Annotated in this window: 13 protein-coding genes; 6 read left to right on the top strand and 7 right to left on the bottom strand. The window is 67.9% G+C overall.

Translation table 11 applies throughout. From position 1 onward, the window contains the following. The first annotated feature begins 51 nt into the window (after window positions 1-51). The 5 genes from ACRCUN_RS02395 (at window position 52) to rfbA (ending at window position 4,770) form a co-directional block, all read left to right on the top strand. Window positions 52-1,383: a UDP-glucose dehydrogenase family protein gene (locus ACRCUN_RS02395; RefSeq protein ID WP_462140047.1), complete on the top strand. Its 1,332-nt coding sequence runs from the start codon at window positions 52-54 to the stop codon at window positions 1,381-1,383. A gap of 66 nt (window positions 1,384-1,449) precedes the next feature. Next, entirely contained in the window at window positions 1,450-2,766 is a 1,317-nt protein-coding gene (locus ACRCUN_RS02390; RefSeq protein ID WP_462140046.1) for a cytochrome P450, read from the top strand. A 1-nt stretch (window position 2,767) separates the two neighbouring features. After that, window positions 2,768-3,520, top strand: coding sequence for a maleylpyruvate isomerase family mycothiol-dependent enzyme (locus ACRCUN_RS02385; protein WP_462140045.1), 753 nt, complete (start codon window positions 2,768-2,770; stop codon window positions 3,518-3,520). Between the two features lie 18 nt (window positions 3,521-3,538). After that, window positions 3,539-3,907 (top strand): nuclear transport factor 2 family protein, encoded by a 369-nt coding sequence (locus ACRCUN_RS02380; RefSeq protein WP_462140044.1) that lies wholly within the window; start codon window positions 3,539-3,541, stop codon window positions 3,905-3,907. Next, window positions 3,907-4,770: a glucose-1-phosphate thymidylyltransferase RfbA gene (gene rfbA / locus ACRCUN_RS02375; protein WP_462140043.1), complete on the top strand. Its 864-nt coding sequence runs from the start codon at window positions 3,907-3,909 to the stop codon at window positions 4,768-4,770. Before ACRCUN_RS02380 ends, rfbA begins: the two co-directional genes overlap by 1 nt. Before the next feature lies 1 nt (window position 4,771). On the opposite strand, the gene ACRCUN_RS02370 is transcribed toward rfbA, so the two are convergent. The 5 genes from ACRCUN_RS02370 to ACRCUN_RS02350 form a co-directional block, all read right to left on the bottom strand. Next, window positions 4,772-6,874 (bottom strand): xanthine dehydrogenase family protein molybdopterin-binding subunit, encoded by a 2,103-nt coding sequence (locus tag ACRCUN_RS02370; RefSeq protein ID WP_462140042.1) that lies wholly within the window; start codon window positions 6,872-6,874, stop codon window positions 4,772-4,774. Then, window positions 6,871-7,863 carry an FAD binding domain-containing protein gene (locus tag ACRCUN_RS02365; RefSeq protein WP_462140041.1) on the bottom strand — a complete coding sequence of 331 codons (993 nt, stop codon included), beginning with the start codon at window positions 7,861-7,863 and terminating at the stop codon, window positions 6,871-6,873. The genes ACRCUN_RS02370 and ACRCUN_RS02365 overlap by 4 nt, the downstream gene beginning before the upstream one ends. Beyond that, window positions 7,860-8,387 (bottom strand): 2Fe-2S iron-sulfur cluster-binding protein, encoded by a 528-nt coding sequence (locus ACRCUN_RS02360; protein ID WP_462140040.1) that lies wholly within the window; start codon window positions 8,385-8,387, stop codon window positions 7,860-7,862. Before ACRCUN_RS02360 ends, ACRCUN_RS02365 begins: the two co-directional genes overlap by 4 nt. Window positions 8,388-8,429: 42 nt before the next feature. Then, the gene (locus tag ACRCUN_RS02355) at window positions 8,430-9,659 is read right to left on the bottom strand and encodes a YibE/F family protein (protein WP_462140039.1); all 1,230 of its coding nucleotides are present in this window, start codon (window positions 9,657-9,659) and stop codon (window positions 8,430-8,432) included. A gap of 113 nt (window positions 9,660-9,772) precedes the next feature. Further along, window positions 9,773-11,062 carry a pyridoxal phosphate-dependent aminotransferase gene (locus ACRCUN_RS02350; protein ID WP_462140038.1) on the bottom strand — a complete coding sequence of 430 codons (1,290 nt, stop codon included), beginning with the start codon at window positions 11,060-11,062 and terminating at the stop codon, window positions 9,773-9,775. 237 nt (window positions 11,063-11,299) lie between these two features. Between ACRCUN_RS02350 and ACRCUN_RS02345 the strand changes: the two genes are divergently transcribed. Then, window positions 11,300-11,536, top strand: a complete 237-nt coding sequence (locus tag ACRCUN_RS02345; protein ID WP_462140037.1) for a hypothetical protein — start codon at window positions 11,300-11,302, stop codon at window positions 11,534-11,536. 77 nt (window positions 11,537-11,613) lie between these two features. Here the strand turns inward: ACRCUN_RS02345 and ACRCUN_RS02340 are convergent, their stop codons facing one another. Then, window positions 11,614-14,781, bottom strand: coding sequence for a heterodisulfide reductase-related iron-sulfur binding cluster (locus ACRCUN_RS02340; protein WP_462140036.1), 3,168 nt, complete (start codon window positions 14,779-14,781; stop codon window positions 11,614-11,616). A gap of 203 nt (window positions 14,782-14,984) precedes the next feature. Beyond that, window positions 14,985-17,474 (bottom strand): isoniazid response ATPase/transcriptional regulator IniR, encoded by a 2,490-nt coding sequence (gene iniR, locus ACRCUN_RS02335; protein ID WP_462140035.1) that lies wholly within the window; start codon window positions 17,472-17,474, stop codon window positions 14,985-14,987. Window positions 17,475-17,478 lie beyond the last annotated feature (4 nt).

Here is a 17,478-nt window from a genome sequence, read left to right as displayed (position 1 = left end):
CGCTCAGTGTCGCGTAGCGGCTAGCTCATCGGGGCTGCCTATAGAGGCAGTATGCGATGCACCGTCTTCGGCACCGGTTATCTGGGCGCGACACATGCGGCAGGCATGGCCGAACTCGGCCATGAGGTGATCGGGGTCGACATCGACCCCGGCAAGGTCGCCAAGCTGGCCGCGGGCGATATCCCGTTCTACGAACCCGGCCTGCGGAAAGTGTTGAACGACAACCTCGCCGCCGGCCGGCTGCGGTTCACCACCGACTATGCCGAGGCGGCCGATTTCGCCGACGTGCATTTCCTGGGTGTGGGTACCCCGCAGAAGAAGGGCGAGTACGGCGCTGACCTGCGCCACGTGCACGCCGTCGTCGACGCCCTCGTGCCCGCCCTGCGCCGATCGGCCGTGATCGTGGGCAAGTCGACGGTGCCGGTCGGTACGGCCGCTGAACTTGCCGAGCGGGCCCGGCGGCTGGCCCCGACCGGCGTCGACGTCGAGGTGGCCTGGAATCCGGAGTTCCTGCGCGAAGGTTTCGCGGTGCACGACACGCTGCACCCGGACCGCATCGTCGTTGGCGTGCAGAAAGACTCGACGTGTGCGGAGGCGGCGGTGCGCGAGCTGTACGCGCCGCTGCTCGACGAAGGCGTGCCGTTCCTGGTCACCGATCTGCAGACCGCCGAGCTCGTCAAGGTCTCGGCGAATGCGTTTCTGGCCACCAAGATCTCGTTCATCAACGCGATCTCCGAGGTGTGCGAAGCAGCCGACGCGGATGTCACGCTGCTGGCCGACGCGCTCGGCTACGACCCGCGCATCGGCCGTCGCTTCCTCAACGCGGGCCTGGGTTTCGGCGGCGGATGCCTGCCCAAGGACATCCGCGCGTTCATGGCCCGGGCCGGCGAGCTCGGCGCAAACCATGCGCTGACGTTCCTGCGCGAGGTCGACAGCATCAACATGCGCCGGCGGACCGCGATGGTCGAGTTGACCACGCGGGTCTGCGGCGGATCGCTGCTGGGCTCCAACATCGCCGTTCTCGGTGCGGCGTTCAAACCGGAATCCGACGACGTGCGTGACTCGCCCGCACTCAACGTCGCGGGCATGCTCCAACTCAACGGAGCCGCGGTCAACGTCTACGACCCCAAGGCGATGGAGAACTCACAGCGCGTGTTCCCGACGCTGAATTACTCCACGTCGGTCGTCGAGGCGTGCGACCGCGCCGACGCGGTCCTCGTACTCACCGAGTGGGCCGAGTTCGTCGACCTCGATCCCGCCGTGCTGGCAGACACGGTCCGCGCGAAAGTCATTGTGGACGGCCGTAACTGCCTCGACACGAAGCGCTGGGAGGACGCGGGCTGGCGCGTATATGCGCTAGGCCGCGGCGAGCCGCGCAGCTAACCCCGCGCGGCCAACAGCGCTGTTTGACACTTGTAGAACAGCTGGGCCGGTCGTAGGCTCGGCCACATGCGAGAACGGATCCGTTGGCTCGCCCTGCACGGAGTTGTTCGCGGCTTGTCCGCGGTCGGGATGCGGCGCGGGGATCCGCAAGCCCGCCTCATCGCCGACCCGGTGGTGCGCGCCGACCCGGCCACGTTCGCCGATGAGCTGCGCAGTCGCGGTCCGGTGATCCGGTGCCGTGCCGTGCTGCTGACGTTCGACCACGGCGTCGCCAACGATCTGCTGCGCTCCGAGGAATTCCGGGTCAGCTCGCTCGGGTCGAACCTGCCCAAACCGCTGCGTTGGGTCGTCGACAAGACGAGCACCGGAATGCTGCATCCGATCGAGCCGCCGTCGCTGCTGTCGATCGAACCCCCTGAGCACACCCGGATGCGCAAGCTGGTCTCCTCGGTGTTCACCACGCGGGCCGTCAAGCGGCTGCGGGATCGTGTGGAGGAGACCGCGGCCGAACTGCTCGACGGCCTCGGCAGCGATCCCGGCGCTGTCGACATCGTCGACCGGTACTGCTCGAAACTGCCGGTCGTGGTGATCGGCGACATCCTCGGTGTGCCCGAGGCCGACCGGCCACGCATCCTGCACTTCGGCGAGCTCGGCGCGCCCAGCCTCGACATCGGCCTGTCCTGGACGCAGTATCAGCAGGTCAACGAGGGCATTTCCGGATTCGACAGTTGGCTCGGCGGGCATCTGCGCGAACTGCGCCGCAACCCGGGCGAGGACCTGATGAGCCAGATCATCACGGCCTCCGACGAGGGCGCGGCCGGAGAACCGCTCACCGAACGGGAAATGAAGGCACTCGCCGGGCTGGTGTTGGCCGCGGGGTTCGAAACCACGGTGAACCTGCTGGGCAACGGCATCCGCATGCTGCTCGACCACCCCGAGCACCTCGACACGCTGGCTGCCCGCCCGGAACTGTGGCCCAACGCCGTCGAAGAGATCCTGCGGCTCGACTCGCCCGTGCAATTGAGTGCCCGGATCGCGACCCGTGACACCGACGTCGCCGGAACCGCGGTGCAACGCGGCGAGCTGATCGTCATCCATCTGGCCGGGGCCAACCGGGATCCGAAGGTGTTCGCCGACCCCCACCGCTTCGACATCGAACGCGACAACGCCGGCAGGCACCTGTCGTTCTCCGGCGGCAGGCACTTCTGCCTCGGTGCGGCACTGGCACGGGCCGAAGGTGAAGTCGGGCTACGGGCGTTTTTCGAGCGGTATCCCGATGCGCGCCTGGCCGGTGACGCGGTCCGTCGCGATACGCGGGTGCTGCGCGGCTGGTCGACTCTGCCGATCGCGCTCGGGAAGGCGCGCGCGGCGGTAGGTTCGTGATGTGGATTTCCGAGCCGCGCTGCTCGACCAGACCCGTGCCTTCGGAGAGCTGATCGCCTCCGGCGATCCCGCAACGCCCGTCCCGACTTGCCCGGACTGGACGTTGAAACAGCTCTTCCGTCATGTGGGACGCGGAAACCGTTGGGCTGCACAGATCATCGCCGACCGCCGCAACACTGAACTGGATCCCCGCGACGTACGCGACGGTAAGCCACCCGATGATCTCGATGGCGCCATCGAATGGCTGAACTCGGGTGCCGCATTGGTGGCCAAGGCCGTCGATCAAGTCGGCTCCGACGCGCGGGTGTGGACCTTTCTGGGGCCGCGGCCCGCGGGCTGGTGGATCCGGCGACGTTTGCACGAGGCAACCGTGCACCGGGCCGACGCCGCAATGGCGTTGGGTGTCGATTACGACCTGGACCCGGAACTCGCCGCCGACGCGATCAGCGAATGGCTCGAACGCGTATGCATCGAGGCCAAGAAGTACCACCGCATCCCGCTGGAGTTGGGGCAGAGCGTGCACCTGCACGCCACGGACGACGTACTCGGGCCCACGGGGGAGTGGACCGTCGTCAACGACGAGGACGGCGTGTGGTGGTCGCACGACCACGGCAAGGGCAGCGCTGCGGTGCGTGGATCGGCCAAAGACCTGCTGATGGTGACCACCCGGCGTCGCACGGCGGCCGATCTCAACCTCGAAGTGTTCGGCGACACCGCCGTATGGGACGCATGGCTTGAGCGCACGCCGTTCTGAGTGGCGTACGTTTCGTTCATGACCACATCGGAGATCGCAACGGTTCTCGCCTGGCACGACGCGCTCAACGAGAAGGACTTCGACACCCTGATCGCGCTGTCCAGCGACGATATCGAGGTGGGCGACGACGCCGGGGCCGCTCAGGGCCACGCGGCCCTGCGGGACTGGGCCGAATCCGTGGGTGTCAGCGCGGTGCCAGGACGGATGTATGTGCACGACGGGATCGTCGTCGTCGAACAGACCATCACGACCGCCGACGGCCAGACGATCACGTGCGCGTCGGCGTTCCGGGTCGTGCGCGACCACGTCACCTCGGTGTTCCGCCACGACACGCTGGCTTCCGCGCTCGCCGCGACCGATTTGACCGAGCAGGACCTCACCGGCTGATGCGTGGCCTCATTCTGGCCGGCGGGTCAGGGACGCGGCTGTACCCGATCACCATGGGCGCCAGCAAGCAGTTGCTGCCGGTGTACGACAAGCCGATGATCTACTACCCGCTGTCCACGCTCATGATGGCGGGAATTCGCGACATCCAGGTGATCACCACGGCCGAAGACGTCCCGGCATTCCGCCGGTTGCTCGGCGACGGTTCGGATTTCGGCATCAACCTCAGCTATGCCGTGCAGGACCGCCCGGACGGTTTGGCGCAGGCGTTCGTGATCGGCGCCGACCATATCGGTGCCGACAAGGTCGCGCTTGTGCTGGGCGACAACATCTTCTACGGGCCGGGCCTCGGCACAAGCCTGCGCCGTTTCCAGAATGTCAGCGGCGGAGCGATCTTCGCGTACTGGGTGGCCGACCCGACGGCCTACGGCGTGGTCGAGTTCAGCGCCGACGGCACGGCGCTCTCCCTGGAGGAGAAACCCGCGACGCCCAAATCCCACTACGCCGTACCCGGGCTGTACTTCTACGACAACGACGTCATAGAGATAGCGCGATCGCTGCGTCCCTCGGCGCGCGGGGAGTACGAGATCACCGAGATCAACCAGGCCTACCTCAACCAGGGCCGGCTCACCGTCGAGGTGATGGCCCGCGGCACCGCGTGGCTGGACACCGGCACGTTCGACTCACTGCTCGACGCGAGCGATTACGTGCGCACGATCGAGCGTAGGCAGGGCCTCAAGATCAGCGTGCCCGAGGAGGTCGCGTGGCGCGTCGGGTTCATCGACGACGATCAGTTGGCTGCCCGCGCCCACACTCTGCTCAAGTCCGGTTACGGCGTATACCTTTTGGAGTTGCTCGAACGCTGAGTCAGGGCAGCCCGGCGAGGACCTTGTCGAGCGTCACCGGCAAGTCGCGGACCCGCACCCCGGTGGCGTGGTAGACGGCATTGACCACGGCCGCGGCCGCGCCCACGATGCCGATTTCGCCGGCGCCTCGCGAGCCCATCGGGTTGAAGTGCTCTTCTGCCTCGTCGAGCCAGATGGCGTCGATATCGGCCACATCGGCGTGGGCGCTGATGTGATACGTCGCGAGATCCTGCGTGACGACATGACCGAAGCGCGCGTCACGGACGCTTTCCTCGTGTAGCGCCATGGACAGGCCCATGGTCATCCCGCCGATCAGCTGCGAGCGCAGCGTGCGGGGATTGATCGCGCGGCCCACCGAGAACACGCCGAGCATGCGGGGTATGCGGATCTCGCCGGTGTCGGCGTTGACGTGCGCCTCGACGAAATGCGCGCCGAAGGACTGCACGGTGAACTTGTCGGCGTCGGGGTTCTCCGGGGCCTGCGCCACGGTGGTCGCGCCGACGGCAGGCGGGTCGCCATGATCGGCACGAAACTGCTTGGCGGCGGCCACGATCGCCGATCCCCACGACGTGATCCCTGACGAGCCGCCCGCGACCGAAGCCTCCGGCAGGGTGGTGTCACCGATCTGCAGATCCACCGCGCCGAGGTCGCACCCCAACGCGTCGGCGGCGATCTGACTGAGCGTCGTCCACGTGCCGGTGCCGATGTCGGCCGCCCCGATCTGCACTGTGTAGCGGCCTTCCGGGCCATAGCTGATCCGTGCCGAGTTACCGGGCATCGCCATGCCCGGATAGGTCGCGGCGGCCACGCCTGTCCCGGTGAACCATTGGCCGACACGCCTTTTCGCGGGCCGCGGATCGCGGCCGGCCCAGCCGAACCGTTCGGCGCCGGTGTTCAGGCACTCGACGAGATGACGGGCCGACCACGGCTTGCCGGACTCCGGATCGACGTCGGGTTCGTTGCGGATCCGCAGTTGGATCGGATCGACATCGCACGCCACCGCGAGTTCGTCCATCGCGACCTCGGCGGCATAGGTGCCCGGGCATTCGCCAGGGGCGCGCATCCAGAACGGCACCGGTACGTCCAACTCGGCCAGCCGGTGCGTGGTCCGCCGGTTCGCCGACGCGTACATCTTGCGCGTGGTCACCGCGGTCTGCTCGGCGAATTCCTTGACCGCCGAGGTTTGTTCGACCACGTCATGCACGATCGCGGTGAGCCGGCCGCTGCTGTCGGCACCCAACCGCAGTCGCTGGATGGTGGGGGTGCGATAGCCGACCAGCGCGAACATCTGCTGACGCGTGAGCGCGAGCTTCACGGGACGGCCGCCGCTGCGTTGTGCGGCCATGAGGACCAGCACATCGTGTGCGTGCGGTGCACCCTTGGAGCCGAACCCGCCGCCCACATGTGGGGCGATCACGCGCATCTGCTCGGGCTCGAGGCCGAAGATCGGCGCGAGCGTCTTGCGCACCACGTGAACACCCTGTGTCGAGTCGTACAGCGTCACGGCGGGCCGGCCGTCGGCCGCCGTCCACCGCGCGACGCATGCGTGCGGTTCCATCGGATTGTTGTGCTCGATGGGGGTTGTGTAGGTCTCGTCGACGGTCACCTCGGCAGTGGCCAGTGCGGCCTCCACATCGCCGTCGTCGGTGTCGGGCGGGTAGGACGGGTTGACCGATTCTGGTGTGTACAGGTGCGGGTGGTCGGCGGCCAGCTCGACGTCGTGGGGTTCCTGCGCGTACTCGACGGTGACGAGAGAAGCGGCGTCCCTGGCGATTTCGGCGGTCTCGGCGACGACACCGCCGATGAGCTGCCCGCGGAAATGCACCTCGGCATCTTGCAGGATGGCCAGCTCACCGTCGGAGGAGTCGGCCAGCGCAGGGGCGTCGAACACCGTCAGCACATCGAGCACGCCGTCGAGCTCGCGGGCCGCGGCGGTGTCCATGGTGAGTACGCGGCCACGGGCGATGGTGGCCTGGATCGGATGCAGGTACGCCGCGTGATCGACCTGCTGCTCGAATGCGTACGGCGCGGTGCCCGTGACTTTGGCGCGACCGTCCTTGCGGCCCACCGGGTTTCCGATCACCTGCGGTTCCAGCAAGGTCATGGCCGCCTCCGTGCGGTCAGCATGCGCAACTGGGCGATCAACGTGCGGCGGGCAAGGTCCACCTTGAACTCGTTGCCCGGATGTGGCTCGGCCTGAGCGAGTTCCGCATCGGCCGCGGCGGCGAAGACCTCGTCGGACGGCTGGTCGCCGATCAGCACCGCTTCGGCCTTACGCGCACGCCACGGCTTGTGCGCCACGCCGCCCAACGCGATCCTGGCCGAACCGATCTGGAACGTGCTGGTGAAGGACAGCTCGGCGGCCACCGAAACGAGGGCGAATGCATACGACGCCCGGTCGCGTACCTTGCGATAGTCCGCGACCCCGTCCGGCGGCGGAGCAGGCAACTCGACGGCGGTGATGAGCTCCCCATGCTGCAGGACCGTGTCGCGATGTGGTTCGTCACCGGGGAGCCGATAGAACTCGTCGAGCGGAATTCGCCGCTCGCCCTCGGTGTTTCGCACCACGACCTGCGCGTCCAACGCGGACATCGCGACCGCCATGTCCGACGGATGCACGGCGATGCACTGCGGGGACGCGCCGAGGATCGCGTGGTATCGGACATAGCCGCCGAGTGCCGAGCAGCCGCTGCCCGGCTGGCGTTTGTTGCAGGGGGTGGTGACGTCCTGGAAGTACACGCATCTCGTGCGCTGCAGCAGATTACCCGCCGTGGTCGCGGAGTTCCGTAACTGGCCGGATGCGCCGGACAGCAACGCGCGGGCCAGCATCGGGTAGTGCGAGCGGATCACCGGGTCGGCGGCCAGATCGCTGTTGCGCACGTTGGCGCCGATGCGCACGCCACTGTCGGTGAGGACGGTCTCGGCGAGATCGAGGTGGCTGACGTCGACCAGCAGATCCGGTTCGGCGACACCGAGTTTCATGTGATCGACGAGGTTGGTGCCGCCCGCGAGAAACGCCGCGCCCGGATGCTCCGCCAGGGTCGCTACCGCATCGGCGGGGCTGGTCGCCAGGTGATAGTCGAACGGTTTCACTGCGTGGCCGCCCGTTCGATCGCGGTGACGATGTTCGGGTACGCCGCACACCGGCAGAGGTTGCCGCTCATCCGCTCGCGGATCTCGTCGTCGGTGAGCACGGGCGTCACCTCAAGGTCGTCGGTCACATAGCTCGGTGCGCCCGACTTGGCCTCGTCGAGCATCCCGACGGCCGAGCAGATCTGGCCGGGTGTGCAGTAACCGCACTGGAACGCGTCTTCGTCATAAAACGCCTGGGCCATGGGATGCAGTTCGTCGCCGTGTCCGAGACCGGCGGCTGTGGTGATGTGCGCGCCGTCGGCGGCGACCGCGAACGTCAGGCAGGTGGTGACGCGGCGGCCATCGACCAATACGGTGCACGATCCGCACTGGCCGTGGTCGCAGCCCTTCTTGGGGGCTGTCGCGCCGAGTCTCTCGCGTAGGGCGTCCAGCAGCGTGACGCGGTTGTCGACGGTCAGGCGATGGCTCGTGCCGTCGACCTCAAGGGTCACTTCAGTGCTGTGCGCGTGAAGGGGCTGGCTCACGGTCGCCGGGTACCCGTGGGCCCGATGACCAAACGTCGCGACTCAGCGGGCGGTGTGCTGCGGTGTGGCCAGCACGGCCGCGATCCCCGTCGTCAACGGCACCGACAGGGCCAGCGCGATACCGCCCACCGCGGACCTGGCGATCTCGATCGCCACGCTCTCACTGGTCAACACATCGCCCAGCGACCGGTTGGCCACGCTGAACAACAACAACAGCGGCAGCGCGCTGCCGGCATAGGCGAGCACGAGGGTGTAGACCGTGCTGGCGATGTGGTCGCTGCCCACCCGCATGGCTCCGGCGAAGACAGACCGGCGGGTGCCGCCGTGCTCGGCGAGCTCGAACACGGCAGAGGCCTGGGTGATCGTGACGTCGTTGAGCACACCGAGTGAGCCGATGATGAACCCGGCCAACAGCAAGCCGGTGATCGACACGTTGCCCAGGTAGGTTGCGACGGCGTTGTTCTCCTCCTGCGACAGGCCGGTCAGATGAGCCAATTCGATTGCTGCCCAAGAAAGTAACGCAGCGAGCAACAGTGAGGTGAGCGTGCCGAGCAGGGCGGCGCTGGTGCGCAGGCTCACGCCGTGCGCGAGATAGATCACCGCATACAGGATGACCGCCGACGCGACGAGCGACACCGGAACCGCCGAGGCGCCGTCGCGCAGGGCGGGCAGCAGGAACACCACAAGAACAACGAAGGCCACCACGATGCCGATCAGCGCGCGCAGCCCACGCCAGCGCGCCACCGCGACCACCACGATCGCGAAGGTCGCTGCGAGTCCGATGAGCGACCAGCTCCGCTCGTAGTCGTAGAAGGAGTACGTTGTCGCGCCGGTCGGGTCGACCTGGCGCGTGATCCTTATGTGTTCACCCACCAGGAGGTTGGGCTGGCCCGGCCCGCCGCTGAACTCCAGCACTGTGTTGGCGCCGCCGTTGGGGCCGGAATCGATCGCGATGATCGACTGGACGCAGCTGACGTTGTCGCCCTCGGCGGGCGGCGGTACGGAGGTCATCACCGTGCCGACCGATTGGTCACCGCAGCTCGCAGCCCGAGTGGCCACCACATGCCCGGCTTCGGTGGTCACGGCGCCGCCCTCGGCGTTCTGGAACGGCAGCGGGATGTCGACCTTCTGCTGGCTCGGCCACAGCAGCGCCGCTCCGCCGATCACGGCGACACCGATGGCGACCAGCAGGCCGACCACGATCTTGGCGGCCAGCGGGCCGAGTGGAGACGGGCCGCTCAGCGAGTGCGAGTGGGAATGCGAATGCGCCACCCGGACAGGGTAGAGGGCGCGGCTGCGACCGCCTGACCCGCCGAGACCACGGTTTCTGACAGATCTATGCCCATTCCTGTCAGAAAGCGTGTTCTCGGCGCGCCGGTCGAACGCTACTGCCGGTAGCCGGCCAGGAAGTTGCCGAGCCGCTCGATCGCGCTGGACAGGTCACGTGCCCACGGCAGCGTGACGATGCGCAGGTGATCCGGTGTGGGCCAGTTGAACCCGGTGCCCTGGGTCAACAGGATCTTCTCCTGCAACAGCAGGTCGAGCACCAACTGCTCGTCGTCGTGGATGTCATGCACCTCGGGATCCAGCCGCGGGAACGCATACAGCGCGCCGGCGGGCTTGACGCAGGACACGCCAGGGATCTCGTTGAGCTTCTCCCACGCCACGTCGCGCTGCTCGAGCAGCCTGCCACCCGGCAGCACGAGGTCGTCGATGCTCTGATGCCCGCCGAGCGCGACCTGGATGGCGTGCTGTGCGGGCACATTCGGGCACAGCCGCATGTTGGCCAGCAGGCTGATGCCCTCGATGAAGCTGCTCGCGTGTTCCTTCGGGCCGGTGATGACGAGCCAGCCGGACCGGTAACCGGCCACGCGGTAGGCCTTGGACAGCCCGTTGAAGGTGAGGGTCAGCACGTCGGGTGCGACCGAGGCCAGCGCGATATGCTTGGCGTCGTCGTAGAGGATCTTGTCGTAGATCTCGTCGGCGAGCAGCATCAGCTGATGCTTGCGGGCCAGATCGGCGATCTGCTCCAGCGTCTCGCGGCTGTACACCGCGCCCGTCGGATTGTTCGGGTTGATCACGACGATCGCCTTGGTGCGTTCGGTGATCTTCGACTCCAGGTCGGCGACGTCGGGATTCCAGCCCTGCGTCTCGTCGCACAGGTAATGCACCGGGGTGCCGCCGGCCAGCGAGGTCGACGCCGTCCACAGCGGATAGTCCGGCGCGGGGATGAGCACCTGGTCGCCGTTGTCCAGCAGCGCCTGCAGGGTCATCGTGATGAGCTCGGACACGCCGTTGCCGAGATAGACGTCGTCGACGTCGAACTTCGGGAAGCCGTCCACGAGCTCGTAGCGCGTGAACACCGCGCGGCGGGCGCTGGGAATTCCCTTGGAGTCGGAGTAGCCCTGCGCGTACGGCAGGGCCTGGATCATGTCCCGCATGATCACGTCGGGTGCCTCGAAGCCGAACGGCGCGGGGTTGCCGATGTTCAGCTTGAGGATGCGATGCCCTTCAGCTTCCAGCCGCGAGGCGTGCTCGTGGACCGGCCCACGGATCTCGTACAGGACGTCCTGCAGCTTCGTGGACTGGGCAAACGTACGCGGCTTCGGGTGGTGCCCGGTGTGCCACGGCAACTGATGGGTAGTCACGTCCACCATGGTCTCATCACCGTCCAATTAATTTGAATTTGCCGAATGCCGAAGGGTCCACGGCCACATTCACCAGGGCACGCTCAAAATGGCATACGAATTGACTCTGCGATTTGCGTGCGAACCGGCTGTGGATTGGCTTGAACGGCCATCCGGTCTGTTCGACGGTACGCGACGATGGCTGCCAGTCAGCAGATGGCCGACGATTTCCCCAGGCCAGGGGATCGAAGGGCATCGACCCGAGAAACAGATTGGTATTTGCACATGGCGAAATTCGCAGGACTTCGCATCAACACACTCGCGGCGATTTTCGGCGGCAGCGCCGTCGTCGCGATGGGGGTCATCGCCGCGGCGGTCGGTGGCGCACAAGCCGGCCCGCCCATGGTGGCTTCCGGCAGTGCGATGACGATCGGTGAGACCACCACGGTCACCTACACCGGCACGCTCGCTCCCGCGATGGCCAAGCCCGCCGTGAAGGCTCCGCCCTACGGCGGCGGCTAAAGCGTCGGCCCGGCATGCAATCGGGCGGCCACCTCCGATCCGGAAGTGGCCGCCCGATTGCATGCGGTGCGGTGGTTTCAGCGCTTGCCGGGACGCTTCGCCCCCGGTTTGATGCCCAGCCCCACCACGGGCGGCTCGGGCTTGGCCGGTTCGGCTTCCGGTTCCGGCGCCTGCTCAGCGGTCGGCGCGGGTTCGGCAGCGGGTGCCTGCGCGGCCGGTGCGGCAGGAGCCGCCGGCTTGGCCTTTTTGGCGCCGGGGCGGCGGGCACCGGTTGCGATGCCAAGACCGACCACGGGAGGTTCGGGCTTGGCGGGTTCGGCCGGTGCCTCTGCGGCGGGCGTCTCGGCAGGTGCCTCGGCTGCGGGTGCTGCGGGCGCGGCCGCAGCGGCGGTCTTCTTGGCGCCCGGGCGACGTGCGCCAGCCGCCAAGCCCAGACCCTTGACCGGGGCCGCGGGAGCCGCCGGTGCTTCTGCTGCGGGTGCCTCGGCCGGTGCCTCCGCTGCTGGCGCGGCCGATGCGGCAGGAGCGGCCTTCTTCGCGCCTGGGCGCTTGGCCCCACCCGCGATGCCAAGACCCTTGACCGGGGCCACCGGTGCGGCGGGAGCCTCGGTCGCAGGAGCTTCGGCCGCGGGTGCGGCTGCGGTCTTCTTCGCACCGGGGCGCTTGGCGCCGCCGGCCATGCCAAGGCCCTTGACCGGGGCCGCGGCCGGTGCGGCCGATGCCTCGGCGGCCGGCGCCGCCTTCTTGGCGCCGGGGCGCTTGGCGGCGCCCGCCATGCCCAGGCCCTTGACCGGCTTGGCTTCCGCGGCGGAAGCCGCAGATCCGGCTTGCGCGGCGGCGGCCGCCGGTGCCTCTTGCGGTGCGGCTTCTTCCTCGACCACGGGTGCCGCAGCAGCCGCGGCGGCCTCTGCGTTCGCCTCGGCTTCGGCGCGGGCCTCGGCTCGCTTCTCGGATTCCTTTGCCGCCGTACCCTTTTCGGGCAGCGTGATGGTGCTCTTGTCGAGTGAGTTCAGCAGCAGCTGGGCCACGTCGAGCACTTCGGCCTTCTCGACGTTGCGGGCCGCGGCGACGTCGTCGACACCGTCGGTGATCATCACGCGGCAGAACGGGCAGCCGGTCGCGATGGTCGAGGCGGTGTCCATCGCCTCTTCGGTGCGCTCGACGTTGACGCGCTTGCCGATGTGCTCTTCCATCCACATCCGCGCGCCGCCCGCGCCGCAGCACAGGCCGCGGTCGGCGTGGCGAGGCATTTCCTTGAGCGTCACGCCGGAAGCCTCGACCAGCTCACGCGGTGCCTCGTAGACCTTGTTGTGCCGGCCGAGGAAGCACGGGTCGTGGTAGGTGACCGGAGCGCCGTTCTGCTCACTGACGGACTTGACCGGCACCAGCTTCTTGTCCCGCACCAGCCGGTTGAGCAGCTGCGTGTGGTGCACCACGGTGTAGTTGGCGCCGAGCTGCGGGTACTCGCGGCCGATCGTGTTGAAGCAGTGCGGGCAGGTCACCACGATCTTGCGGTCGACCGTCTCGACACCTTCGAACAGCTCATTGATGGTCTCGACGTTCTGCGCGGCGAGCTGCTGGAACAGGAACTCGTTACCCGACCGTCGGGCCGAATCGCCCGTGCAGGTCTCGCCGGTGCCGAGCACCAGGAACTTCACATCGGCGGACGCGAGGAGTTCGGCGACAGCCTTGGTGGTCTTCTTGGCCCGGTCCTCGTAGGCGCCGGCGCAGCCAACCCAGAACAGGTACTCGAAGCCGTCGAACGAATCCACGTCCTCGCCGTAGACCGGGACGTCGAAGTCGACCTCGTCGATCCAGTTGGTGCGGTCCTTGGCGTTCTGGCCCCACGGGTTGCCCTTGGTTTCCAGGTTCTTGAACAGCACGCCGAGCTCACCGGGGAACTCCGATTCGACCATGACCTGGTAGCGGCGCATGTCGACGATGTGGTCGATGTGCTCGATGTCGACGGGGCACTGCTCGACGCACGCGCCGCAGTTGGTGCAGGACCACAGGACGTCGGGATCGATGACGCCGCCCTGCTCCAGGGTGCCGACGAGCGGGCGCAGCGCCTGCTCGGGACCCGAGCCCATGATGCGTTCGAAGCCGGACTCGGGAACGTGGGCGTGTGCGTGCTCTTCGTCGTGCTTCTCGCCGCCCACCTTTTCGCCGAGCCCGCCCTCGGGCGTGCTCTCCAGCGGCGACGGCTTCTCACCGAGGATGTAGGGCGCCTTGGCGAACATGTGGTCGCGCAGGTTCATGATCACGAGCTTGGGCGACAGCGGCTTGCCGGTGTTCCACGCCGGGCACTGCGACTGGCAGCGGCCACATTCGGTACATGTCGTGAAGTCGAGGTAGCCCTTCCAGGTGAAGTCCTCGATCTTGCCGCGGCCGAACACCGCGTCCTCGGCGGGATCTTCGAAGTCGATCTTCTCGCCCTTGTGCTCCATCGGCAGCAGCGGGCCGAGGCCGTCGGGCAGGCGCTTGAAGGTGACGTTGATCGGGGCCAGGCCGATGTGCAGGTGCTTGGAGTGCAGCACGATCAGCAGGAAGGCCAGCATGACGCCGAGGTGGGCCAGCAGCGCGATGGTCTCCAGCCACACGTTGGCGGTGTGTCCGAGCGGCGCCAGCAGTGCGGCCATGCCGTCGGAGAAGAACGCGCCGGACTGGTACGGGAAGTCCTCACCCAGCACGTTGACGGCCGCGCCGCGGAACACCGCGTAGGTCGCGATGACCAGGAAGATCATGAACAGGATCAGCCAGGCGCCACCGGTGTGCGAACCGTAGAACCTGGACTCGCGACCGAGCTGTTCAGGGTTTTTGCGGATACGGATGATCGAGAACACGATGATGCCCGCGAGCACGGCGACAGCGAAGAAGTCCTGCAGGAAGCCCAGCACCGGCCAGCGGCCGACCAGCGGGATGTGGAACTCGGGGTCGAACAGCACGCCGTACGCCTCGAGGTACACCGTCGCGAGGACGAAGAAGCCCCACATGGTGAAGAAGTGCGCGATGCCGGGGATCGACCATTTGAGGAGCTTCGACTGAGCGAAGACTTCCTTGTTCTGGTTCAAGAAGCGCTGGACGAGGTGGTCCTTGCGTCCGCGCTCGTCGCCGACCGTTTGCCCGGAGTTGATCAGCTTGGTGAGCCACAGGATGCGCTTGGCGGCGAACACCAGCACGACGAGCGTGGCGAGCACACCGAGAATCAGCCGCGACAGAACGAGCGTGTGTTCGAGACTCTCCACCGAAACGCCTCCATTTCGCGTGTTACCGGTCGGTAACTTAAGCATGGTTACCCGTCGGTAACTTAGCTTCCTTCAGCTCATAGTGACATTTGAGAGTTTCCTCCCGCTACCGAGGCTTACCTAACTTGGAGGTCACTGTGGGATAGCTCTCACCTCGCCGACGACGGCCAACGGCCGCCCGGGACGGCGCTGGCAAACAGTCGCTAGGACTTCGGCGCCAGCATCGCGCGCAGCATCGACAGCATCTCGGAACGCGATTCCGCGCCCAACCGTCGGCGGATCCGCGCGACGTGATGCTCGACGGTCTTCGCCGAGATGAACAACTGACTGCCGATATCGCGGTAGGGCATGCCCAGCAGTAACAGCTCGGCGACCTCGCGCTCCCGATCGGACAGCCGGGCCGGGGCGCTGGGGGCGTGAGTGGTCTGCGCGCCGGCGGCCGCCGGAACCGGTGCCTCGTCGACCGCGCTGGCCTGCTTGAGGTCGCGCGCGAGCTGCAGCATCGCCTGCGACACCCGCGCGGCCGGGGTCTGCAGCGCAGCCTGGCTCGCGAGCCGCGTCCCGTCCCAGGTCAAGCCGAACTGTGCGAGCCCGCGCGCCGCGGCGGTGACCTCGTCGATATCGACATGGTTGGCCAGCACTCGCAACCAGATCCGCCCGGCGTTGGCCAATGCCCGGGCGAACGCACTCTGGCCGGCCGCCGCCGTCAATGCCTGGCCGTGCGGCGCGACCGCCGCGGGAGAATTCGTCAAGATCCCGGCATGCACGCCGGCCCAGTGCAACGGCACCGACCACAAGACCGGCTTGCCCAACGCATCCAACAGACCGAACGCCTCGGTCAGGGTGTGCTGCAGCCGATCGATCTGGCGCATCCGGGCGCCGGCCACCCACAGCTCGCCGAGCGGGAGCAGTGAATAGAGGTCGATCGAGTATTCGGCAAGCACCTCCATGGCGGCGTACCAGTGCTTCTGCACGGCACCGCTGTCCCCGCTGCGCCGGGCAATCGCCGTGCGTAGCGCGGCCGCCCACAATGCGTCGCGGCGGTGCAGTGCCGGACCTGCCTCGACGGCGGCCACGTCGGCGCCGGCCGCGGCCAACTGGCCGTCCTGCATTTTGACCCAGCCGAGCAGGAGCCGGTGCCGCGATGCGGTGAACGCCGCCGCACCGTCCTCACCGGCGCGCACGGCCCGGCCGATCACGCTGCGGGCCCGAACCGGATCGCCGCCGTGCAACGCCGCGAGGGTGACGAGCGCAGCCGGGGTGTCGGGTGCGACGCCCGAGGTTTGGTGCTCCGTTGTGACGGCCTGCCCCAGCCGTGCGACGGTCACCGCGAACGGCTGGTCGAGGGACATCAGCAGTCCGTCGGCCAGATTCCGGGCGGCCCGCGCGGTCGACGTCGGCGGCCCTTCGAGTTCGGCACTGAGTGCGGTTCGCGCGGCAACGGCATCGCCGACCGCGAGCTGCACGATCGCCCCGGCCGAACTGATCGCGGCATCGGGGAACGGCCCAAGCCACCGGAACAGATCGGCGGCCTGTGCCGCACTGCCGTCGTGCACCGCGATACTGGCCGCGATGCGGACCGCGGCGGCGCGCTCTGCCGGATCGTCGGAACTGAGAAGTTCATCGGCCATGCGCCCGGCGGTGCCGCAATCGCCGGCCAGCGCGAGCGCATCGGCCAATGGCGTGGTCTGCGCGGTCGACCCGGCTTGCACCGCGGCCCGGTACAGGCGCGCGGCACGGGCCGGTTGGCCCTGCGCCTGGGCCGCGAAACCGGAGAGCAGCTGCGCAAGGCGATCGTCGCGCAGCCCATGCTCGGCCATGCGCACCGCAAGTTCGGCCGACAGCGTGGACAACTCGAGCTGCGAACCCAACAGCGCCATCTCGATCTCGTGATGCCTTGCGGCCCCGGCGATCTGGGCGATGCACTCGTGGACCGACCGCAGGAACCTGCGGTCGTGCGAAGGCTCGACAAGTCCGCCGGCACGGGCCCGGTCCACCAGCGCCAGCGCCTCAGCGCTGTTGAGTCGCAGGGCCGCGGCGACGTCATCGGGCCCCAGTTCCAGGCTCAGCGACGTGATCAGCAGGGTGTCGCGGGTCTGCTCGTCAACTCGGCGCAGTCGTTCGATCAACGCGAACCGGGCGGCCGCCTCCGGGCTTTCGGCCGTGCCTGCCGCGGCCCGGACCAGAAACGGCAGGCCCGCGGTCGCGTTCAGTACCGATTGCACCGTCTCGGGCGGTGCCTGCGCCCCGAGCGTTGCCGTGACCATCCGGTTCACCTCGGCGGCGGGCAACGCGCCCAACGCCACCACCGGGTTCTCCCGTTCCAACGCGGTCAGGAGCGCTCGTAGCGCCGGCCGGTGTGCGAGCGGTTCGGTCGCCACCACCACTGTTGTTTCCGGAACGGCGACTTGCTCGGTGAGACAGTCGATTTCAACATCGTCGAGCAGGTGCGCATCGTCGACGACGAACGCGGCATCGGGCGCGTCAGCGGTGCGTACCGGCCGGGTGAGGACGGTGCGCCCGGCATCGCGCAGCGCAGAGCGGATGGCTGCGAGCGCGGTGCTCTTGCCCGTCCCGATTCCTCCGGACACCAACAACTTCGCCGGTTCGGTCGGCGCGTCGAGCAGTCGGCCGGCGGCTTCGCGGACGGCCGGCGGCAGATCCGTGAGGCGTTCCGGCGCCGGGTTCGACATGTCG

The sequence above is a fragment of the Mycobacterium venezuelense genome (genome assembly GCF_054919535.1).
The sequence above is the reverse complement of the archived record's forward strand: the minus strand, read 5'-3'. Positions and strand labels throughout refer to the sequence as shown.

Coding starts and splice junctions, on each gene's coding strand:
- ACRCUN_RS02390 (WP_462140046.1), top strand. CDS start 1,450: ATGCGAGAACGGATCCGTTGGCTCGCCCTGCACGGAGTTGTTCGCGGC.
- ACRCUN_RS02370 (WP_462140042.1), bottom strand. CDS start 6,874: ATGACCTTGCTGGAACCGCAGGTGATCGGAAACCCGGTGGGCCGCAAG.
- ACRCUN_RS02345 (WP_462140037.1), top strand. CDS start 11,300: ATGGCGAAATTCGCAGGACTTCGCATCAACACACTCGCGGCGATTTTC.
- iniR (WP_462140035.1), bottom strand. CDS start 17,474: ATGTCGAACCCGGCGCCGGAACGCCTCACGGATCTGCCGCCGGCCGTC.
- rfbA (WP_462140043.1), top strand. CDS start 3,907: ATGCGTGGCCTCATTCTGGCCGGCGGGTCAGGGACGCGGCTGTACCCG.
- ACRCUN_RS02380 (WP_462140044.1), top strand. CDS start 3,539: ATGACCACATCGGAGATCGCAACGGTTCTCGCCTGGCACGACGCGCTC.
- ACRCUN_RS02395 (WP_462140047.1), top strand. CDS start 52: ATGCGATGCACCGTCTTCGGCACCGGTTATCTGGGCGCGACACATGCG.